20 protein-coding genes are annotated in these 17,237 nt (G+C 71.2%); 9 read left to right on the plus strand and 11 right to left on the minus strand.

Translation table 11 applies throughout. The annotated features are described in order from the left end of the window. Nucleotides 1–81: 81 nt before the first annotated feature. On the plus strand, nucleotides 82–1,209 hold the full coding sequence (locus GFD30_RS13485; protein ID WP_407649049.1) for a DUF5925 domain-containing protein: 1,128 nt from the start codon (nucleotides 82–84) through the stop codon (nucleotides 1,207–1,209). 93 nt (nucleotides 1,210–1,302) lie between these two features. Here GFD30_RS13485 and GFD30_RS13490 read toward each other — a convergent pair whose 3' ends face one another. The 4 genes from GFD30_RS13490 to GFD30_RS13505 are packed head-to-tail and all read right to left on the minus strand — an operon-like array spanning nucleotide 1,303 to nucleotide 4,340. Next, nucleotides 1,303–2,091 carry a carboxymuconolactone decarboxylase family protein gene (locus GFD30_RS13490; RefSeq protein ID WP_153025727.1) on the minus strand — a complete coding sequence of 263 codons (789 nt, stop codon included), beginning with the start codon at nucleotides 2,089–2,091 and terminating at the stop codon, nucleotides 1,303–1,305. A 1-nt stretch (nucleotide 2,092) separates the two neighbouring features. Next, nucleotides 2,093–2,308, minus strand: coding sequence for a tautomerase family protein (locus GFD30_RS13495; protein WP_153025728.1), 216 nt, complete (start codon nucleotides 2,306–2,308; stop codon nucleotides 2,093–2,095). Nucleotides 2,309–2,349: 41 nt separating this feature from the next. After that, a complete protein-coding gene (locus tag GFD30_RS13500) occupies nucleotides 2,350–3,552 on the minus strand; it encodes an MFS transporter (RefSeq protein ID WP_153025729.1) in 1,203 nt (400 codons plus the stop codon). Then, nucleotides 3,549–4,340 (minus strand): SDR family oxidoreductase, encoded by a 792-nt coding sequence (locus tag GFD30_RS13505; RefSeq protein WP_153025730.1) that lies wholly within the window; start codon nucleotides 4,338–4,340, stop codon nucleotides 3,549–3,551. The genes GFD30_RS13500 and GFD30_RS13505 overlap by 4 nt, the downstream gene beginning before the upstream one ends. Nucleotides 4,341–4,518: 178 nt before the next feature. Between GFD30_RS13505 and GFD30_RS13510 the strand changes: the two genes are divergently transcribed. Next, entirely contained in the window at nucleotides 4,519–5,133 is a 615-nt protein-coding gene (locus GFD30_RS13510; RefSeq protein ID WP_153025731.1) for a TetR/AcrR family transcriptional regulator, read from the plus strand. A 3-nt stretch (nucleotides 5,134–5,136) separates the two neighbouring features. Here GFD30_RS13510 and GFD30_RS13515 read toward each other — a convergent pair whose 3' ends face one another. The 5 genes from GFD30_RS13515 to GFD30_RS13535 form a co-directional block, all read right to left on the minus strand. Continuing rightward, nucleotides 5,137–6,165: a 3-oxoacyl-ACP synthase III family protein gene (locus GFD30_RS13515; protein ID WP_153025732.1), complete on the minus strand. Its 1,029-nt coding sequence runs from the start codon at nucleotides 6,163–6,165 to the stop codon at nucleotides 5,137–5,139. Between the two features lie 21 nt (nucleotides 6,166–6,186). Next, nucleotides 6,187–7,017 carry a hypothetical protein gene (locus tag GFD30_RS13520; RefSeq protein ID WP_153025733.1) on the minus strand — a complete coding sequence of 277 codons (831 nt, stop codon included), beginning with the start codon at nucleotides 7,015–7,017 and terminating at the stop codon, nucleotides 6,187–6,189. Nucleotides 7,018–7,044: 27 nt separating this feature from the next. Further along, entirely contained in the window at nucleotides 7,045–7,656 is a 612-nt protein-coding gene (locus tag GFD30_RS13525) for a hypothetical protein (RefSeq protein WP_153025734.1), read from the minus strand. A gap of 78 nt (nucleotides 7,657–7,734) precedes the next feature. Then, nucleotides 7,735–8,427, minus strand: a complete 693-nt coding sequence (locus tag GFD30_RS13530) for an HAD family hydrolase (RefSeq protein WP_153025735.1) — start codon at nucleotides 8,425–8,427, stop codon at nucleotides 7,735–7,737. Next, nucleotides 8,420–9,118 carry an AfsA-related hotdog domain-containing protein gene (locus tag GFD30_RS13535; RefSeq protein WP_194201960.1) on the minus strand — a complete coding sequence of 233 codons (699 nt, stop codon included), beginning with the start codon at nucleotides 9,116–9,118 and terminating at the stop codon, nucleotides 8,420–8,422. The genes GFD30_RS13530 and GFD30_RS13535 overlap by 8 nt, the downstream gene beginning before the upstream one ends. A gap of 615 nt (nucleotides 9,119–9,733) precedes the next feature. Between GFD30_RS13535 and GFD30_RS13540 the strand changes: the two genes are divergently transcribed. Both GFD30_RS13540 and GFD30_RS13545 read left to right on the plus strand, forming a co-directional pair. Continuing rightward, nucleotides 9,734–10,687 (plus strand): collagen-binding domain-containing protein, encoded by a 954-nt coding sequence (locus GFD30_RS13540; protein ID WP_194201961.1) that lies wholly within the window; start codon nucleotides 9,734–9,736, stop codon nucleotides 10,685–10,687. Next, complete coding sequence (locus GFD30_RS13545; RefSeq protein ID WP_153025738.1) at nucleotides 10,684–11,361, plus strand: YoaK family protein; 678 nt, start codon at nucleotides 10,684–10,686, stop codon at nucleotides 11,359–11,361. The genes GFD30_RS13540 and GFD30_RS13545 overlap by 4 nt, the downstream gene beginning before the upstream one ends. Nucleotides 11,362–11,540: 179 nt before the next feature. Here the strand turns inward: GFD30_RS13545 and GFD30_RS13550 are convergent, their stop codons facing one another. Beyond that, nucleotides 11,541–12,578, minus strand: a complete 1,038-nt coding sequence (locus GFD30_RS13550) for an epimerase (protein ID WP_153025739.1) — start codon at nucleotides 12,576–12,578, stop codon at nucleotides 11,541–11,543. Nucleotides 12,579–12,788: 210 nt separating this feature from the next. Here GFD30_RS13550 and GFD30_RS13555 point away from each other — a divergent pair, with 210 nt between their 5' ends. Beyond that, a complete protein-coding gene (locus tag GFD30_RS13555; protein ID WP_153025740.1) occupies nucleotides 12,789–13,505 on the plus strand; it encodes an EF-hand domain-containing protein in 717 nt (238 codons plus the stop codon). A gap of 386 nt (nucleotides 13,506–13,891) precedes the next feature. Next, nucleotides 13,892–14,266, plus strand: a complete 375-nt coding sequence (locus tag GFD30_RS13560) for a hypothetical protein (protein ID WP_153025741.1) — start codon at nucleotides 13,892–13,894, stop codon at nucleotides 14,264–14,266. 9 nt (nucleotides 14,267–14,275) lie between these two features. Here GFD30_RS13560 and GFD30_RS13565 read toward each other — a convergent pair whose 3' ends face one another. Continuing rightward, nucleotides 14,276–15,196 (minus strand): AraC family transcriptional regulator, encoded by a 921-nt coding sequence (locus GFD30_RS13565; protein WP_153025742.1) that lies wholly within the window; start codon nucleotides 15,194–15,196, stop codon nucleotides 14,276–14,278. An 81-nt stretch (nucleotides 15,197–15,277) separates the two neighbouring features. Between GFD30_RS13565 and GFD30_RS13570 the strand changes: the two genes are divergently transcribed. The 3 genes from GFD30_RS13570 to GFD30_RS13580 all read left to right on the plus strand — a co-directional run bounded on the left by GFD30_RS13570 (nucleotide 15,278) and on the right by GFD30_RS13580 (nucleotide 17,215). Then, complete coding sequence (locus GFD30_RS13570) at nucleotides 15,278–15,901, plus strand: NAD(P)H oxidoreductase (protein ID WP_153025743.1); 624 nt, start codon at nucleotides 15,278–15,280, stop codon at nucleotides 15,899–15,901. 190 nt (nucleotides 15,902–16,091) lie between these two features. Next, the gene (locus tag GFD30_RS13575; RefSeq protein WP_153025744.1) at nucleotides 16,092–16,754 is read left to right on the plus strand and encodes a pentapeptide repeat-containing protein; all 663 of its coding nucleotides are present in this window, start codon (nucleotides 16,092–16,094) and stop codon (nucleotides 16,752–16,754) included. A gap of 215 nt (nucleotides 16,755–16,969) precedes the next feature. Then, entirely contained in the window at nucleotides 16,970–17,215 is a 246-nt protein-coding gene (locus tag GFD30_RS13580; RefSeq protein WP_153025745.1) for a hypothetical protein, read from the plus strand. The last annotated feature ends 22 nt before the right edge of the window (nucleotides 17,216–17,237 follow it).

A 17,237-nucleotide genomic window follows, 5' to 3' on the forward strand; every position in this document is an offset into this window, starting at 1 on the left:
CGACCAGTCGCAGCGACGAGGGCGGGGCCGTATTTTCTATGGTGGATCGCGATGGGAATCATCGAAAGACGCGGTGAGATCATGAACCTGCTCCAGGGAGGCGGCGGCGTGCTGGGCAACATGCACTTCACGTTGGACGGCTCGGACGACCCGTCCAACGTGCTGAACCTCATGGCGCTCGACGCCTACGTGAGCGGCGCCCAGCCGCACGCGGTGGTGCGCGCGCTCGACATGGTCGCGGACGACGTCGACCTCATCCCCGAGGGCGGCACGCTGCTCCGGTCGATCTCGGGGACCTCGTTCCTCCAGCTCGTGACCGGCGACGGCTGGACGCTCCGGACCCAGCGGTGGCGCGACGGCTCGGGCCAGGCGGTGGTCACCGCCGAGACCCGCGAGCGCGCCGAGGAGATAGCCGCGTACGTCACCGACCGGACCGGCTCGGTCGAGGAGGTCGGCGAGGACAAGGTCGACATGGGCTTCTGGTACCGGTCGGCGCGCGGCCCGTTCCGCTCCACCCGGTCGATCAGCGCCCCGCGCTGGCCCGAGATCGAGCGGAACTACTCCTCCAGCGCCGGTTCCGCGCTCGGGAAGCTCATGGCGACGCAGTCGTCGGACGTGACCGGCCGGCTCGTGTTGTTCCACGGCCCGCCCGGGACGGGCAAGACGACGGCGCTGCGGGCGCTCGCCCGCGAGTGGGCGCCGTGGTGCCAGGTCGACACGGTCCTCGACCCGGAGGCGTTCTTCGCGGACCCGTCCTACCTGATGGAGGTCATCATCGGGTCGGAGATGGACCTCGCGCTCGACCCCGACCTGTCCCCCGGCGAGCCGCGCCGTGAGCACTGGCGGCTGATGGTCCTCGAGGACTGCGACGAGCTCATCCGCGGCGAGGCGAAGGAGGCGTCGGGCCAGTCGCTCGCGCGCCTGCTGAACCTGACGGACGGCCTGCTCGGCCAGGGCCGGGAGATCATGGTCGCGATCACCACGAACGAGCGCCTCGACCGGCTCCACCCGGCCGTGGTCCGCCCCGGCCGGTGCCTGGCGCAGATCGAGGTGGGCGAGCTGTCGCCGCTCGAGTCGAGCGACTGGCTCGGCGGCGAGCAGGTCCGCGAGCCGATGACGCTCGCCGAGCTGTACGCGCGCCGCGCCGGCACCGACCCGAACCGCACCGAGCCGCAGGTCCCGCACCAGCAGGTCGGCCAGTACCTGTAGGCCGCACCCGCATCACGTCGGGAACCCGTGCCCGGAACCGCCTGACCGACTCGCATCGGCCCGGTGCGGCGGCGCCGCACCGGGCCGGCGGTGTCACTGCTCGGCGTCGCGCGCGGCGAAGACCTCTTTGGCGGCGTTGATGCCGTTGATGGCGGCGGGGAAGCCCGCGTAGACGGCCATCTGGAGGATCGTCTCGACCGCCTCCTCCCTGGTGCCACCCACATTGAGCAGTCCGTGGACGTGGACCTTCAACTGCGGCAGGGCGCTGCCGAGCGCGACGCAGGCCGCGATCGTCACGATCTCCCGGGTCCGGAGGTCCAGACCGGTGCGGCAGTACAGGTCCCCGAACGCGAACTCGATGATGTAGCGGGCCAGGTCGGGCGCGATGTCCTTGAGGCTGTTGATGACCGCCTCCCCCGCCTCGCCGTCGATGCGGGCCAGCGCCTCCCAGCCGCGGTCGTACCGGGAGCGGTCGTCCGCCGGGCCGTCCTCGCCCCCCGCGTCCTCCGGGTCCTCTCTGGACGCGAAGACCTCCTTGGCCGCGTTCAGCGCGTTGATCACGGCCGGGAACCCGCAGTAGGAGGTGACGTGCATGATCGCCTCGACGATCTCGCGCCGCGTGCACCCGATGTTCAACGCGCCGTTCACATGGAACTTCAACTGGGGCAGCGCGTACCCGAGCGCGGTGAGCGCCCCGATGGTGGCCATCTGGCGCTGCCTGATCGTCAGGTCGGGCCGCGAATAGACGTCCCCGTACGGGAACTCGACGGTGTACGTCGCCAGGTCCGGCGCGATGTCGGCGAGCGAGCGGATCGTGGAGGGCTCGTCCTCGCCGGCGAGCGAGCGCAGGATGTCGAGGCCGCGCTGGTACCGGTCGGCCATGTCAGGCCCGCTTCCGGCTCAGCTCGGGGAACTCCGGGTTCGTGGCCATCACTCCGGCCTCGCCCCACCGGGACTGCGGGATCTCGTTGATGACGACCGCGATCTTGTCCAGGGGGGCGCCGGTGACGGCGTGGGTCGCCTTGGTGATCTCCTCGATGAGCGCCTGGGCCTGCTCGTCGGACTGGCTCGGCCAGGTGGTGACGGTGATGAACGGCATCGCTGCTCCTTCAGTGTGCTTGGCGGATGGGAAGTCTGGGTTCAGGCGGGGTTGCGGGGGCCGATCGCGGCCAGGGCGGCCGCCAGGGCGACGGCCCCGGCGCCGGTCCACGCGACGGCGGCCCAGCCGCCGCCGGTCCAGAGGGGACCGAACGCGGCGCTGGCGACGCTGCCGGCGAGGAGGCAGACCAGCATGTACAGAGAGGACGCGGAGCCGCGCCGCTCCGGTCCGGCTTCGGCGGCGAGCATGACGAGTACCGCCGGCTGGCAGGAGAATACCCCGAGGAACAGCAGGAGCATCCCGGCGGCCAGTGCGACCGGTCCGCCCGCGAGCCCGAGGAGCGCGACCCCCGCCAGCACGAGTGCGAGTCCGATGAGGACGACGGTGCGGGCGGCGGTCAGGGCGGTGAGCCGCCCGGCGGCGGGTGCGCCGAGGACGCCGACGAGCCCGAGGAGGCTGACGGCGCCGATCGCGCCGGCGCTGTAGTGGAACGGGGCCTCCTGGAGCCGGTACGTCAGCATCGTGGCGACGCCGAGGTAGCCGAAGAACAGGGCGGTCCCGACGGCGAGGAGCCGGACGACCGCGGCCTGCCGGAACAGGCTGAGCGCGGCCGCGTAGGCGTCGCGGACGGGCCCGCGCCCTGCCGAACCCGGGTCGGTGCGCGGCAGCAGCGCGAGCAGGCCGAGCGCGGACAGCAGGTTGAGGGCCGCGAGCGTCCCGAAGGCGACGCGCCAGTCGGCGGCCTCGGCGATCACCCCGGTCAGGGAGCGGCCGAGGGCGATCCCGGCGACGGACGCGCCGATCATGAGGCCGAAGAACGTGCCCGTCAGGCCGGGCGGCGCGAGTTTCGGCATGAGCGCGATCGTCGCGGCCGGGACGGCGGCCGCCGCGACCCCGGCGGCGGCGAGGAGGGCCGCGAGCACCGCGAAGCCGGGCGCGAACGCGGCCGCGGCGGCGAGCGCGGCGACCGCGGCGGCCCCGCCGGATGCCATGGCGCGGCCGGAGATCCGGTCGGTGAGCGGCCCGAACAGGAAGAACGACAGCGCGTACGCGAAGCTCGCGACGGTGAACGCGAACCGGACGTCGGGGGCCGGGACCCGGAGGTCGGCGGCGACCTCCGGGAACACCGGCTGGGTCATGTAGACGGTGGCGACCGCGAAGCACGTTGCGGCCGAGGCGGTGAGGGCGGTGCTCCAGGCGTTTCCGGTCGCGGCCCGGGCCGGGGCGATGGTCGCTGCGCTCACATCGACACCGATTCCCCGCCGTCGACGGTGATCGACGCGCCGTTGATCCGCGCCGCCGCGGGGGAGACGAGGAAGGCGACGGCGTCGGCGATCTCCTCGGGCGTGTTCAGCCGGCCGGAGGGGTTCGCGGCGGCGACGTCCTTGCCGACCTGCTCGGCGGTGGAGCCGAAGCGGGCGGCGAGGTCGTCGAGGATCCGGCCCCACAGCGGCGTGTCGGTCGCGCCGGGGTCGACGGTGTTCACGCGGATGCCCTGGCGGCCGAGGTCGCGGGAGACGGCTTTGGCGAAGGCGCCGACTCCGGCGTTGACGACGCTGTTGATGACGAACAGCGGGTCGGGCTCTTTCCTGAAGATGCCGTTGACGAGCACGATGCGGCCGCCGCCGCGTTCGGCCATGCCGGGGGCGACGGCGCGCACGAGCCGCACCGCTCCGATCACCTTGCCGTTCACAGTGGACTGCCATTGGGCGTCGGTGGCTTCGGTGACCGAAGCGACCGGCCCGTCGCCGGCGGCGTGGACGAGGATGTCGATGCGGCCGTGGCGGGCGAGGATCTCGGCGACGGCGGCGTCGACGGCGGCGCTGTCGCCGATGTCGGCGACGAGGGTCTCGAGGCGGTCGCCGCCGAGTCGCTCGCGGGCGGCCGCGAGGCGCCCGGCGTCGCGGCCGAGCATGATCACGGTGGCGCCGTCGGCGGCGAGCCGCGCGGCGATGGCGCCGCCCATGCCGCCGGTGGCGCCGCTGACGACGGCGATGTCCTGGTCGGTGGAGGTGGTTCGGGTGTCGGTCATCTCGGGCTCTTTCCGATTGCAGGAGCGGCGTCGGGTGCCGGGCCCGACCGGTGCCGCGGCAGCGGCCGGTACGGGCGCCCGGGTACCCGGCGCCGATGGCAACTATCCGGTTGGTCAGAGCGGGGACGGCAGGCGCACACCGTCCTGACGCTCGGTTTCATCTGCGTAAACTCTGTCCATGCCTTCGACACGATCCTCGGCTCGGACCCGCGAGCTGCTGCTGAAGGCGGCCCACGACGAATTCACCGACCACGGGCTCTCCGGCGGCCGTGTCGACCGGATCGCCGCCGCCGCGGGCTGCAACAAGCAGCGCATCTACGCGTACTTCGGCAGCAAGGAGCACCTCTTCGAGGAGGTGCTCCGCAGCGCCCACCGGACGCTCGCCGAGTCGGTCCCGGTCCCCACCGACCGGGACGAGCTCGACAGCTATGTCGGCCGCGTGTTCGACTACCACCGGCGCGACCCGAGCCTGGTCCGGTTGATCGCGTGGGAGGGCCTGAACTACCGCGACGCGCAGATCCCCGGCAGCGAGGCGCGGCGGGCCTTCTACCTGGAGAAGACCACCGCGCTCCAGCAGGCGCTCGGGATCGGCGACCGGACGGTCGTGGCCGCGCTCATGCTGGGCCTCATCGGCATCGCGAGCTGGCCGTTCGTCGCCCCGCAGACCCGGAGGCTGCTCTACGAGGAGGCCGCCCCCGGGGAGTCCACGATGGATCATCTGCGGGACGTGCTCACGTCGTGCGGCCGGGCGAGCATCGCGGCGGTCGAGCGGACCGGGCTCCCGGCCCTCTGAGGCTCACCACAGCCGCCCTCCCCAGCGCAGCAGCGCGCTGCCGATCGACATGCCGCCGCCGAACGCGGACATGAGCACCCCGTCCCCCGGCCGCAGGTTCCCGGCCCGGTTGGCGATGTCGAGCGCGATCGGCACCGACGCGGCCCCGGTGTTGCCCAGCTCGTCGACGACGAGGTGGTGCCGGGCGGCGTCCAGACCGAGGCTCGGCGCGATGTCGCGGAGCATGCGGCCGTTGGCCTGGTGCGGGATGAAGTGCTGCACTTCGGCCTCGGTGGCGTCGGCTTTCCGCAGGAGGTCCTTGACCGCCAACGGAAGCTGGTCGGTGACGAACTCGCGCACCGCCCGGCCGTCCATGGTGAAGTAGTGGCCGGGGTCGTCGGCCGGCCGCACCCGCGACGGCGTCCGGCTGCCGCCGTTGGGGACCTCGATCATCCGGTGGTGCATGCCGTGGGTGCGCATGCTGGTCGCGACCAGGCCGTGCGGCTCCGACACCGGCCCGAGCACGACCGCGCCGGCGCCGTCGCCGAAGAGGACGGCGGTGCGCCGGTCGGCCGGGTCGATGATCCGCGAGTAGATGTCGGCGCCGACGACGAGGGCGTGGCCCCCGTCCCGCAGCAGGGCCGCGGCGGTGTTGAGCGCGAACAGGAACCCGCTGCACACCGAGTTGACGTCGAACGCGGGGACGCCGTCGGCGCCGATCAGGTGCTGCACGATCGCGGCGGTCGCCGGCTGCGGATGGTCCGGTGTGGACGTCGCCACGATGATGTGGTCGAGCCGACTCGCCGGCAGTCCGGCGTCGTCGAGCGCGGCGAGGGCCGCGGCGGCGGCCAGGTCGGACGTCGCCTCGCCTTCGGCGGCGTAGCGGCGGGTGCGGATGCCGGTCTTGCGGACGATCCATTCGTCCTCGACGCCGGCGCGGGCGCCGACCTCGGCGTTGTCGACCACCTGCGCGGGCAGGTGCGAGCCGGTGCCGATGATGCCGATCCGGACGCGGTCCGGCGGCCGTTCTGCGGGAGGAGCGGAGTAGTCCATGGGGTCACCTCGGAGACGGTTTCAGTCGCGGGTAGCGAGTTCCTGGAAGGCCGGGGCCTGGAGCTTGAGCTGTGCGTGGATGTCGCCGCCGAGTCCGAAGTGGCCGATGGCCCCTCCGTAGTTCTGCTGGTAGCTCATCCACAGGACGATCACGTTGATGATGCGGTTCCCCTGTTCGGGGAACGGGTTCGGCAGGACGGCGCGGTAGGTCGCGGTGCCCTTGGCGTCGCTGTAGAACGCGTTCGGGACGCCGAGCGGTCCGGGCCTGGTGGGGCCGGCCGGGTCGAGGTCCTGCTGGCGCAGCGACATCACGGTGTAGACGCTGTCGGGGATGAGCCCTTCGAACGCGAACGCGAACTCGGCGGCGGTGCCGTCCGCGGTCACGGTCGCCTGGACCTGGCCCGCGGCTTCCACCCACTGCCCCAGAGTGATCGGCTCCCGCTTCCGGGGGCCGTCCTCCTCGCGCAGATCCGGGATCGGCACCGCGTGGAGCGGGTAGCTGGGCCGCTCCACCCGGTGCGCGTCCGGTCGCTGCTCGGGGGCGAACAGCATCGGGTAGTTGTTGCACGGCAGCGGCAGCGGCAGCGTGTAGAGCACTGTGGACGCCTCGGCGGCGGTGAGCTCCTCGGGGATCTCCCGCACGATCCGGTACGGCAGCTGCTCGCCGAACGGCGGCACCGGACTGTCGGCGGCGACCACCGCCCGGCCCCACTCGCTGGTGACGCCGCCGTTCCCGTCGTCGCGGTTGATGCGGCCGATCGTGACGAAGTTCCCGTCCGCGTCGAGGATCTCGCTGGGCGGGTACGTCGGCCCCTGGGTGGTGACGCTCAGGTCGAGCGTGCTGGTGCGCATCTCGTTCCCCTTCTCGCCGAGCCGGTCTCAGGCGCCGACGCGCTCGTACATGCGGGTGTAGAGGCCGCCCGGGCCGCCGGTGATGTACGAGTCACCGGCCTGCTGGACGATCTCCTTGTACCGGGGCGAGGTGAAGGGGACGTTGTACTCCTCGGGCGTGCAGGAGAACCCGCTCACGAACATGACGCCGGGCTGCGTGGACAGCACCGTGTGGTAGGCCGTGAAGGACTCCACGGTGTCCGCCGAGCGGACCACGTCGAAGATCGTCGCCTCGCGCCACGCCCGGTACGCCTCGTACGCCGGCGGCTTGACCTCGACGTACCGCATCTGCACGTACGGCGTGGCCGGCAGCGGCGTGCCCGGCTCCTTGGGGGCCTCGACGTACTCGAGGACCTGGCGGCGGAAGTCGCCCGCGGCGTGCGGCCCGACGGCCTCCCACAGCGGCGCGAAGTCCTTGCTCGCGTCCGCGATCTCGGACAGGTCCGCGAGGGCCCGCAGCTCCAGGAGCGTGTCGGCCTCCAGGCAGCGGTAGAGCGCCCGGGTCCCGGGGAGGCCGAGCTCGAGCCAGGCGGCGCGGGCGGCCTCGGCGGCCTCGGGGCGGACGGGCAGTTCGGTGGCGAGCAGGATCGAAGCTGACATGACGTTCCTCCTGGTTTCGGGGCAGGGCTTCAGGGCGCGGCGCGGTCGCGCCGCAGTGGGACGGGATCGGATCGCGGTTCAGGCCCGCGCGGCGGCGGGGGCGAGCACGCGCCAGCCGCGCGCCCGCGCGTGCCGGAGCAGTTCGGGATCGGCGCCGACGACGACGGCGTCGCCGGTGGCCTCGAGCATGGGAAGGTCGCTCGCGTGGTCGCCGTAGGCGACGCAGCGCTCCAGGTCGAACCCGCGGAGCCGGGCGACGGCGCGCGCCACGTGCGCCTTGCCCGCGCCGATCACAGGGTGGTCGATCTCGCCGGTGAGCCTGCCGCGGTGCACCCGGACGGGCGCGCCGTGGACCTCGCCGGCGCCCAGCAGCTCCCCGATCGGTTCGAGGCACGCGAAGAACGAGCCCGAGACCAGGAACGTGGGGACGCCGGCGGCCCGCAGCGCCGCGTGCTCGGCCACCGGCCCCTCGAGAAGGAACCCCGGCTCGTCGAGCTCGGCCCGCAGCCAGGCCCGGCCGGCGGCGGCCAACCGCTCCACCGGCTCGCCCTCGTAGAGGCGGTAGTAGGCGCGGTTGACCTCCTCCCGCGGCGCGGTCGCGGCGAGCGAGCCGAGCCGGTCCCGCATCACCTGGTAGGTCCCGGGCGGTTCGCCGCGGAACTCCAGGTAGAACTCGAGGAACCGGAACATGCTCTTGACCGAGATGAGCGTCTCGTCGACATCGAAGAACGCGGCGTCGTAGGCGGCGGCGCCGCCCGCGTTCTCAGGCACCGGCCCCGACGCCGGCGTGGAGGCGCGACTCGTGGGACACGGCGTCGGTGGCGCGCCGGTGCTCCTTGCCTTCGATGAGTTCGGATTCGAACGCGGTGAACGACACCTCGGTGAGGGCGCAGCGGCGCCCGCCCTGGTGCACGCCGATCTCGGCGGCGAACCGGAGCCGGGTCGGATCGCCGACGGCCGCCTCGGTGACGCGGTACTCGATCTCGGCGGCGAGCGGGAACAGGAAGTTCTCGAACGTCGTCTTCATCGAGTTGATGACGAAGTAGTAGCCCCCGCGCCGCTCCGGTGCGACGTAGTACCGCTCGGTGACGGCGAGGAACATCTGGCGCGCGGCCTCGACGACGACCATGCCCTGGACGTGCTGCCCGGTCTGGTGGTCGAGCAGCAGCTCGTTGTCGTTGTGGATGCGCAGCGCGGCCCGGAAGACGCCGGGCTCGGTGCTGTGCAGGGCGGCGACGAGCGCGTTCGACGGCAGCCGCTTGTGGACCTCCGCCGTGCCGAGCGGCTCGGTGGCGAAGGGGTCGAGGTGCATCCGGTGGGCGACGCCGACGCGGACGACGACGGCCTCGAGGCGCTCCCAGTCGGCGGCGGTGAGGCCCTGGCCCGGACGGAGGCGGATCGTCCCGCCCTCGGTGCCGTGCATTCCGGTCTGGAGCTCTTCGAGGATCTGACTGATGGTCATGACGTCGGGGTGCTCGGAGCTGAATCCTTTGAATCGAACTCCGACGACGATTACGGTCCTGCTTGAAATCGACATTCGCGGTATCTCTCCACTAGGGATGAACTAGGTACGAGACTCTCGTGCGACGTTGCGACGGTTGGGTGTGCAGGGCACGGATCGCGTCCGCCGACCGGGGTTGAGGTCGGAAACGCTTGGCGCCATTAGGGAATGGTGTACCCGTTCAGCATAGGAAGCAGCACCCTCCGTAAGCAACCATCCAGTTGGTGTTGTGAACCTTTTCACAGAAAGCAACCCCAAATATGACAATTACATTGCAATACCGTGTTCGGGTCCTGAACCCGTTGTTTCCATTGCACTGCGCACGGTTCGAAAAGCGCAGAGAATCTATGTTCGCCCCTTATAGACCGACCAGAATCGACCGAAACGACCTCTGGCCACAATGGCGACAACCGGTCACATGACCATCTCGGACCGCAGTGGACTACCGCGATTCCGGAGGGCCCTCGCCGCCACTCCCGACCCGTCCGGCGCATTTCGCACCTGTCCGGCGTTCACGCCGATAGGCTCGGCCCGGCTCCCCCCGCAGCAGGAAGATCAGAACAACCGGGGGGCACCTTGCAACCGACGATTCCGACCGCTCGCGCACGACGGGCCAGGCTTCTCCTGCTCACCGCAGCGGCGGCCGCCACCACCGCCCGGACCACTTCCGCCGACCTGTTCGCGTGCAATGCGATCGAGGTCGTGATGACCGACTCCGCCGGGAACCCGGTCCAGAAGGGCGAGGTCGCCTCCGGCCAGCAGATCCGCATCACGCTGACGGAGGGCGGCACGAACGTCCTCAACGTCACCGGCGAAGATCTCAACAACATGGCCGACCTCGTCTTCGTCAACCAGCCCACGGAGCAGATGCCGCTGCTCGTCAACGTGGACACCGGCGGGACGGGCGGCGAACTCGACTGGGAGGTGGCGACCCAGGCCGGCATCAGCGGCGCGCAGGCGCCCTACATCCTCTGGAACTTCGCCGACGCCACGCGTCTGAACATCGCCTCGGGCGACAGCGTCGAAGGCAGCATCTTCGCGCCTGACGCCGACCTCACGGATGTGTCGTCGACGAACGCCGAAGGCCAGATCGTCGCCAGGAACGCGAGTTTCGGCACGCCGAACATGAACGGCGGCGAGATCCACTACTTCCCGTTCGCCGCGGAGCTCGAGTGCGAGACCGACACGCCGACGGAGTCCCCGACCGCGTCGGAGAGCCCGACGGACATCCCGTCGCCGTCCGATAGCCCGACGGACAGCCCGTCGCCCTCGGACAGCCCGACGGACAGCCCGTCCGACGGGTCGGAAAGCCCGAGTGACGGTACGGCCGGCCCGTCCGGCAGCCCGTCCGGCGGTGCAGCCGGGCCGGGCTCTCGCGACGACGAGGACCCTGCCGGGCCCGGGGACTTCCTGACGGCCACCGGCGACTCGGTGCGGCCCTTGGTCATCGCAGCCGGTGCCCTGTTGGCGGCTGGCGCGGTGATCCTGCTGCTGGCGACGCGCCGACGAAAGGCGACACGACCTGAATGAGCCCGCAGGCACCGATCGACCGCGCCTATGCGCACGCCTGGACCGCACTGGTCCTGACGGCGCTCGCCGGTGCGGTCGACGGGGCGGGGTTCCTCGGCCTCGGGCAGCAGTTCGTCGCCAACCAGACCGGCAACGCGGTGCTACTGGCGGTGGCGCTGTCCGGGGAGCTGACCGGCCGCAGTGACGGCCTCTCGGCGGTCGGCCCGCTCGCTTCGCTGGCCGGGTTCGCGATCGGGGCCGTCGCTGCGTCCCTGGCCACTCGTAGGCACGTGCTCACCAGCTTCGGCGTCCCGGTGCTGCTCTTGGCGGAAGTCCTGTTCCTGGTGCTGGCCGGGCTCGCGGGAGGCGACGAGGTCGCGGTGGCCCTGGCGGCGTTCGCGATGGGCGTGCAGAGCATCCACGCCGCCCGGATCGGCCTCGCGGGCGTGACGACGACCGTGCTCACGGGCACGCTGATCGCCCTGTCGGTCAACCTGTCCGGAACCCGGGAGGACCTACGGTCGGCACGGCTCCAAGCAGGCGTCTGGGTCTTGTACCTCCTCGGCGCCGGTCTCGGCTCGATCCTGTCGCACGAAGTCTCGTTCAGCGCGGTCTGCTGGTCGGCCGCCGCCGTTGCGGCCCTGATGGCGATCGCCGGCTTCGTGGAGGACCGCTATCTGAGGTCGCACAGTTAAGCGCAGCGCGCCGGTCCACCGCGGATACAGGGGGACGGCCGCTGCCCGGCCGGGGTGCCGGCCTGACCGACGATCCCCCCGTCGGGAATCCGGACGATCTGGGCTGCGGCGGCGTGCGACCGGCATCGATGCGGCGGACCGGGCGGCGATGGCATGCGCCCGCGCATTGACCAAGGACGCTAGGCTCGCCGGGTCGAGCCCGGCTCCTCGAAGCCGAGGCCGACGCCTGACGGCCTGGCCGGAGCCCTGAGGCCCGGTTTGCGCGCCAGGGGCGACCGGCGTCCTGCGGCGGCTCGGCGGGCGAGGTCCGCGGCTGCCGCCTCCCATGCGGGGTACTCGAATTCGAAGCCGGCGTCCTCGATCCTGCCCGGCACGACCCGTCGGCTCTTGAGCAGCAGCTCCGTGTCGCTGCGCACCGCGAACGCCCCGATCTCGGCCATCCACTTCGTCGCCGGCAGCCCGAAGCGCACACCCCAGGCGCGGCGCAGCACTCGCATGAAGTCCTTGTACCGCAGCGGATGCGGCGCGGCGATGTTCACCGGGCCGGCGAGGTCGCGCTCGAGCAGGAACACCACCGCGCGCACGAAGTCCGCTTCGTGGATCCACGACACGAACTGGCCTCCGCCCGCGACGGGACCGCCCAGGCCGAGCCGCGCGAGGCGCGAGAACAGGTCGAAGGCCGACCCGCGGTCCGGGCTCATGACCATCGCGGCGCGCATGGCGACCCGGCGCGTCGCCGGCGTGTCGGCTTCTTCCAGCGCGGCCTCCCAGGCGAGCGCGATGTCGACGCTTTCGGCCCAGTACGCGGGCACGTCGGGTTCGCGGCCGCCGATGACGCCGCCGGCCTCGTCGTTCGGGCGTCCCTGGGTGTGGGCGTAGATGGTCGCCGTGCCGGCTTGCAGCCACACCGCGGGCGGATTCGCGGCGGCGGCGATCGCCTGCCCCACGACACGGGTGGATTCGACGCGCGAGGTCATCATCTCGTCGAGGTTCTCGCGGGTGTAGCGGCAGTTCACGCTGCGTCCGGCGAGGTTGACGACGGCGTCGGCGCCGTCGATCGCCTCGGCCCAGGGGCCGAGGGTGCGGCCGTCCCAGGCGAGGTGGTGGGGGCGGGAGGGGGTGCGAGTGAGGACGGTGAGGCGGTGGCCGGCCGCCAGGAGCCCGCGTTCGAGGACGGCGCCGAGGTTGCCGGTGCCTCCGGGTATGACGATCTTCATGGGGGTTCCTCCTTGTCAGGCAACGATACCCCGGTACTTGAACACGTTCAAATATGATCTTGACTTCACCGGGTGACCGTCTCTGGACGCGGCGGGAATGGACGACTCCGGTCCCGATCGGATCGGGATCGCCCGTTTTCGGTGCCCGAAGCGGTCCGTCATGGCACGATCCGACCTGGACAGGGAACCGGAATCCGAAAGGTGAAACCCATGCAGAAACGCACGAGAGCACTGGTCACTGGAGCCGCTGCGGGCGCACTCGCCGCCGGGGCGGCGATTCTCATCGCCGTCCGGGTCAGGCCGGACGTTGCTGTCGGCAGGGTCCACCGCAACAAGTTCGACCGCTGGTTCGACACGCTCGACACCGACGGCAACGACTACATCACCGAAGAGAACCTGCGCCAGGCGGCCGACCGGGTCCTCGGCGCCCGCGGCGTCCCGGTGGACAGCCCCATGGGCCTCGAACTCCGCGAGGCCACCAGCCGACTGTGGACCGAGTTCATCGCCCCCGCCGCCACCGGCGACGACCGCCGCGTGGGCCGCAAGGAACTGCGGGCGGCCCTCGCCGCGAACATGCTCTCCGACCGGATCACCTCGGCCGCCAAGCTCGCGACGGTCGCCGACGCCTACTTCGCGATCACCGACGAGGACGGCGACGGACTCATCAGTTCGGGTGAATTCGTGCAACTCATGCGGAACTGGAACGGCGTCGACTACACCGAGAGCCACCGGCTGTTCGAATACCTGGACGCCGACCACGACAACCGGATCTCGCCCGACGAATGGCGCCGCGCGATCTTCGGCTTCTTCCTCAGCCGCGAGCGCAACCACCCCGCGAACGACCTCATGGGAAAAGTCGGCAGCCCGATAGGCTCCGGCCGACTTCTGAATCGGGCACCCGAGACACCTGCGGCACAACCGCAATGAGCAACGGGCCGGCCGATGCCCAGCAGGCGTCGACCGGCCCTCGCCGTGCGGAGAGGAGTTCGCCTCAGCGGCGACGGCTTCGGCGGGCGCGCCCATGGCGGATGCGGATCGCGGGCGGGGATGCCCGCGTTCTGGACCCCGCCGTCTCCGGCGCCTATGGACGCCGGCGCGGGCGCCGAGGCGGGCGCGCCAACACGTTCCACATGAGACTTGTCGACACGCCGCGGAGAGAGTTGACGATGCCGAGTGGAGTGTTCCATGCTTGACTCTGCGTGACAACACACGTTTCAAAAGCCGACTCGGCCCACATGCGCAACGCCGCCCGGTGGCAACAGCTACCAACTTTTTCCACCGGGCGGCTTCAACCAGAGAGAGGAATCGCTCCCTTGTCGCTCACGACCATACCGCAGCCGACCGCGCTCGAGCACCGTCCGACACAGCTCGTGCGGCACCCGTCCGGGTACGTTCTCCGCACCGGACCGTACGACGAGTTCGACCCCGGCCCCTGGCCCTGGCGTCCCGACAACGGCTACCGCCGCGACCTGCGGACCGGACGCCACCGCCGGGGCGAGGCGCCCGATCCGTTCACGAAGCTCCGCGAGGACGCCTGGACCCGGTTCCTCGCCTCCTCCGAGGTCCTCGCCCAGGCTCATGTCACCCGTCCGCGTCGCTTCCGCCTCCGGGCGCTCGGCGCGGCGCTCCGACGGGCGGTCCGCCGCATCACCCGAGGCTCCCGGCCGGCCCCCGCTCCGACCGGCTGACCTCGCCGCTCAACCGCGACCGGAAGCGGCCAGGGAGCGGAACGCCCGAGGGCTCGAGCCGCGCCGTCGCTTGAACGCGGTGCTGAACGCGAACGGGTCGGCGTACCCGACCGATCGGGCGACTTCGGCCACCGGCTTCTCGGGGTCCTCGAGCAGGTCCTCTGCGAGGCACATGCGCCACTCGGTGAGGTAGGCGAGAGGCGACTCGCCCATGACCTCGGTGAAGCGCTTGGCGAAATGGGCGCGCGAGACGCCAGCCTCGGCGGCCAGCGAGGCGACGGTCCAGCGCGCCCGCGGGTCCCGGTGGATCGCGGCGAGGGCCGGTCCGGCCACGGGGTCGAGGACGCCGCGGAACCAGTTCGGGGCCTCCGGGCCCTGCAGATGGAACCAGCAGCTCAGCGTGCACACCAGTCCCCAGTCGAGCACGCGGTCGGTGAGCGACTGGCCGCCGGGGCGGCCCTGGTAGGCCAGCGCGTCGTCCAGGCCCTTGAGCCACAGCACGTCTTCGATGTCCTCGTCGAGCACGAGCACCTGCGGGAGGGCCCGCAGCAGCCGCTCATGCCGGGGCCGCAGCGCGCGGTAGGCGCCCACGGCGAACGTGGTCGAGCCGTCGGGGTCCTGCCGCAGTCCGCTGCCGGCCTGGGTGTCGGCGCAGGACACCTGGTGGCTGCGCCCGAACTGCCCGGCGTCGGCGTCGAGGTCGAGCAGCCGGAACGGTTCGGGGCCGCGGACGAGCGCGGTGCTCCCCGCTCGCAGCTTCCGCTCGGTGCCGTCGTGGAGGACGAGGCGGCCCTCGCCCTTCATGATGGTGAGCATCGTCAGGGCCGCACCGTCGGCGAATCGGATCGCCCAGGACGGTTCGAGGGTGGCGCGGTTGATCGAGGCCCGGTCGGCGCGGATGCCGGACAGCATGTCGCTCAGAGGGTCCATGCCCGCAAGCGTAGACGATCGCAAAGGAACCTCCGGTTCTCGACCATGGCCCGTCCACGGAATCGCGGCTGTACTTGTCGTATGAACCGAGAACACACCGCCGAGACCGCACCCACCGCGTTGATCGTCGTCTCCCACCACCGCTCCGATTCGCTCACTTCGGCCGTGGCCGAGCGGGCCGCGAAGCGCCTGGCCGCGGGAGGCTACCGCGTCGATGTCCTCGACCTGCACGAAGAGGGTTTCGATCCGCGGGGCAGGGTCGCCGACGAACCCGACTACGGGAACCGCGACAAGGTGTACTCGCCCGAGGTCCACCGCCACATCGCGCGCGTCCACGCCGCCGATGTCATCGTGGCGGTCTTCCCGATCTGGTGGTTCGGTCTGCCGGCGCTGCTGAAAGGCTGGATCGACCGGGTCTGGAACTACGGGCTCACGTACGGCCGCAGCAAGTCCCCGATGCACAGCAAGCGGATGCTGTGGCTCGCCCTCGCGGGGCTCGCGGAGGACGACCCGAACGCCGACCTCATCCACTCGATGCTCGACGGGACGCTGCGGCGCGGCATCTCGGAGTTCTGCGGCATCCCGGAGGTGCACACCGCGGCGCTGTTCGACAGTGAAGCGCAAGGGCTCACCGGGGCCGACCGCGACCGCCACTACCGGGAATTGTTCGCCAAGGCGGACAAGGCGATCGACCGCATGATCTGAGAGCGAAGGGGCCGCTCGGCTCCGGCTCCGGGCTCGACCTCACGTGGAGTGCGTCGGCGCCCGGAGCCGGAGCCGAGCGGCCGCCGTTTTGCGACGAACTGCTGAGACGCACGACGCAGATCCCGACGCAGCGTCGGCGCGAATGTCGGCGCAGTGCCGTAGCCTGCCGAGGTCGACCGAGGAGGCCCAGGTGAAGTTCAGGAAGATCGACGACAAGCTCGCCATGCGCATGCCGCTGGTGGAGACCGACCGGCTGTCGCCCTTGGAGGACGGCCTCGACTACGACTTCGAGTGGAGCGAAAGGCTCATCGAGGGCGCCGATCTTTCAGGCGCCCAAGGCGACGGCAGTCTCGAGTCGTCGGCGATCCGCAACACCGACCTGTCGGGGAGCGTGCTGACGCCGTTCGAGATCGTCGACGTGGCCGTGGACCACTCAATCCTGTCCAACGCGCGCTGGGAGCAGACGACCGCGCGGCGAGTCGAGATCACCGAGAGCCAGCTCGTAGGGTGGCAGGCGCAGTTCGCGCTGGTCCAGGACCTGTACATCGCCGACTCGCGGGCCGACTTCGCGAGCATCTCGATCGGTACCGCGAAGGGCCCGGTGGTGTTCGAGCGCTGCCGCTTCACGAACGCCACCTTCCTCGGCGACCTCTCCAAGACGGTCTTCATCGAGTGCGCCTTCCCGGGCGCCGACTTCTCTCGCGTCTCCAACGCCAAGGGCTGCGACCTCCGCCGATCCGAACTCGGCGGCATCACCGGGCTGATGAGCCTGAAGGGCGCCCTCATCACCGCCGATCAAGCAGTGGAGATCGCAGGTGAACTCGCCGTCGCCGCCGGCTTCAAGCTGGCGTGAGGGCCACTGCTCTGCGCGGCGGCCGCCGGCGTTCGAAGCCGCCGTTGCGGGAACGCCCTTCGACGCACGGCGCCTTCTTGGCGCACGGCCGTCGGCGATTTCGGCGCCCAAGCCGGTGGCGCTGTGCTTGCCCGCGGCCGAGGACTTCGCGACGCCTTCGACGTCTGGCAACTCCTTCCCTACCACCCGTTGGCGTTCGCCGTTACGCTCGCCCTATGACCGTCCTCCGTGTGCCGTACCACCTCGACGAGCATCACCCCGACCTCGTTATCCGACTTCCCGCCGGTGCCGACGTCCAGGAGGTGACCGTCGATCTGCCCGCGGGCGAAGTGTGGGCGCGGCTGGTGCACCTGTACGGCCACCTCGCCGACGCGGTCGCCTCGCAGGCCCGAGCCGGAGGGTCCGCGGTCGTCGTGTCCGGGGACTGCACCGTCTCGATCGGCTTGGCGGCCGGTCTCTAGCGCGCCGGGATCGACCCCGCGA

Source organism: Glycomyces albidus (assembly GCF_009451885.1).
Classification (GTDB): domain Bacteria; phylum Actinomycetota; class Actinomycetes; order Mycobacteriales; family Micromonosporaceae; genus Glycomyces; species Glycomyces albidus.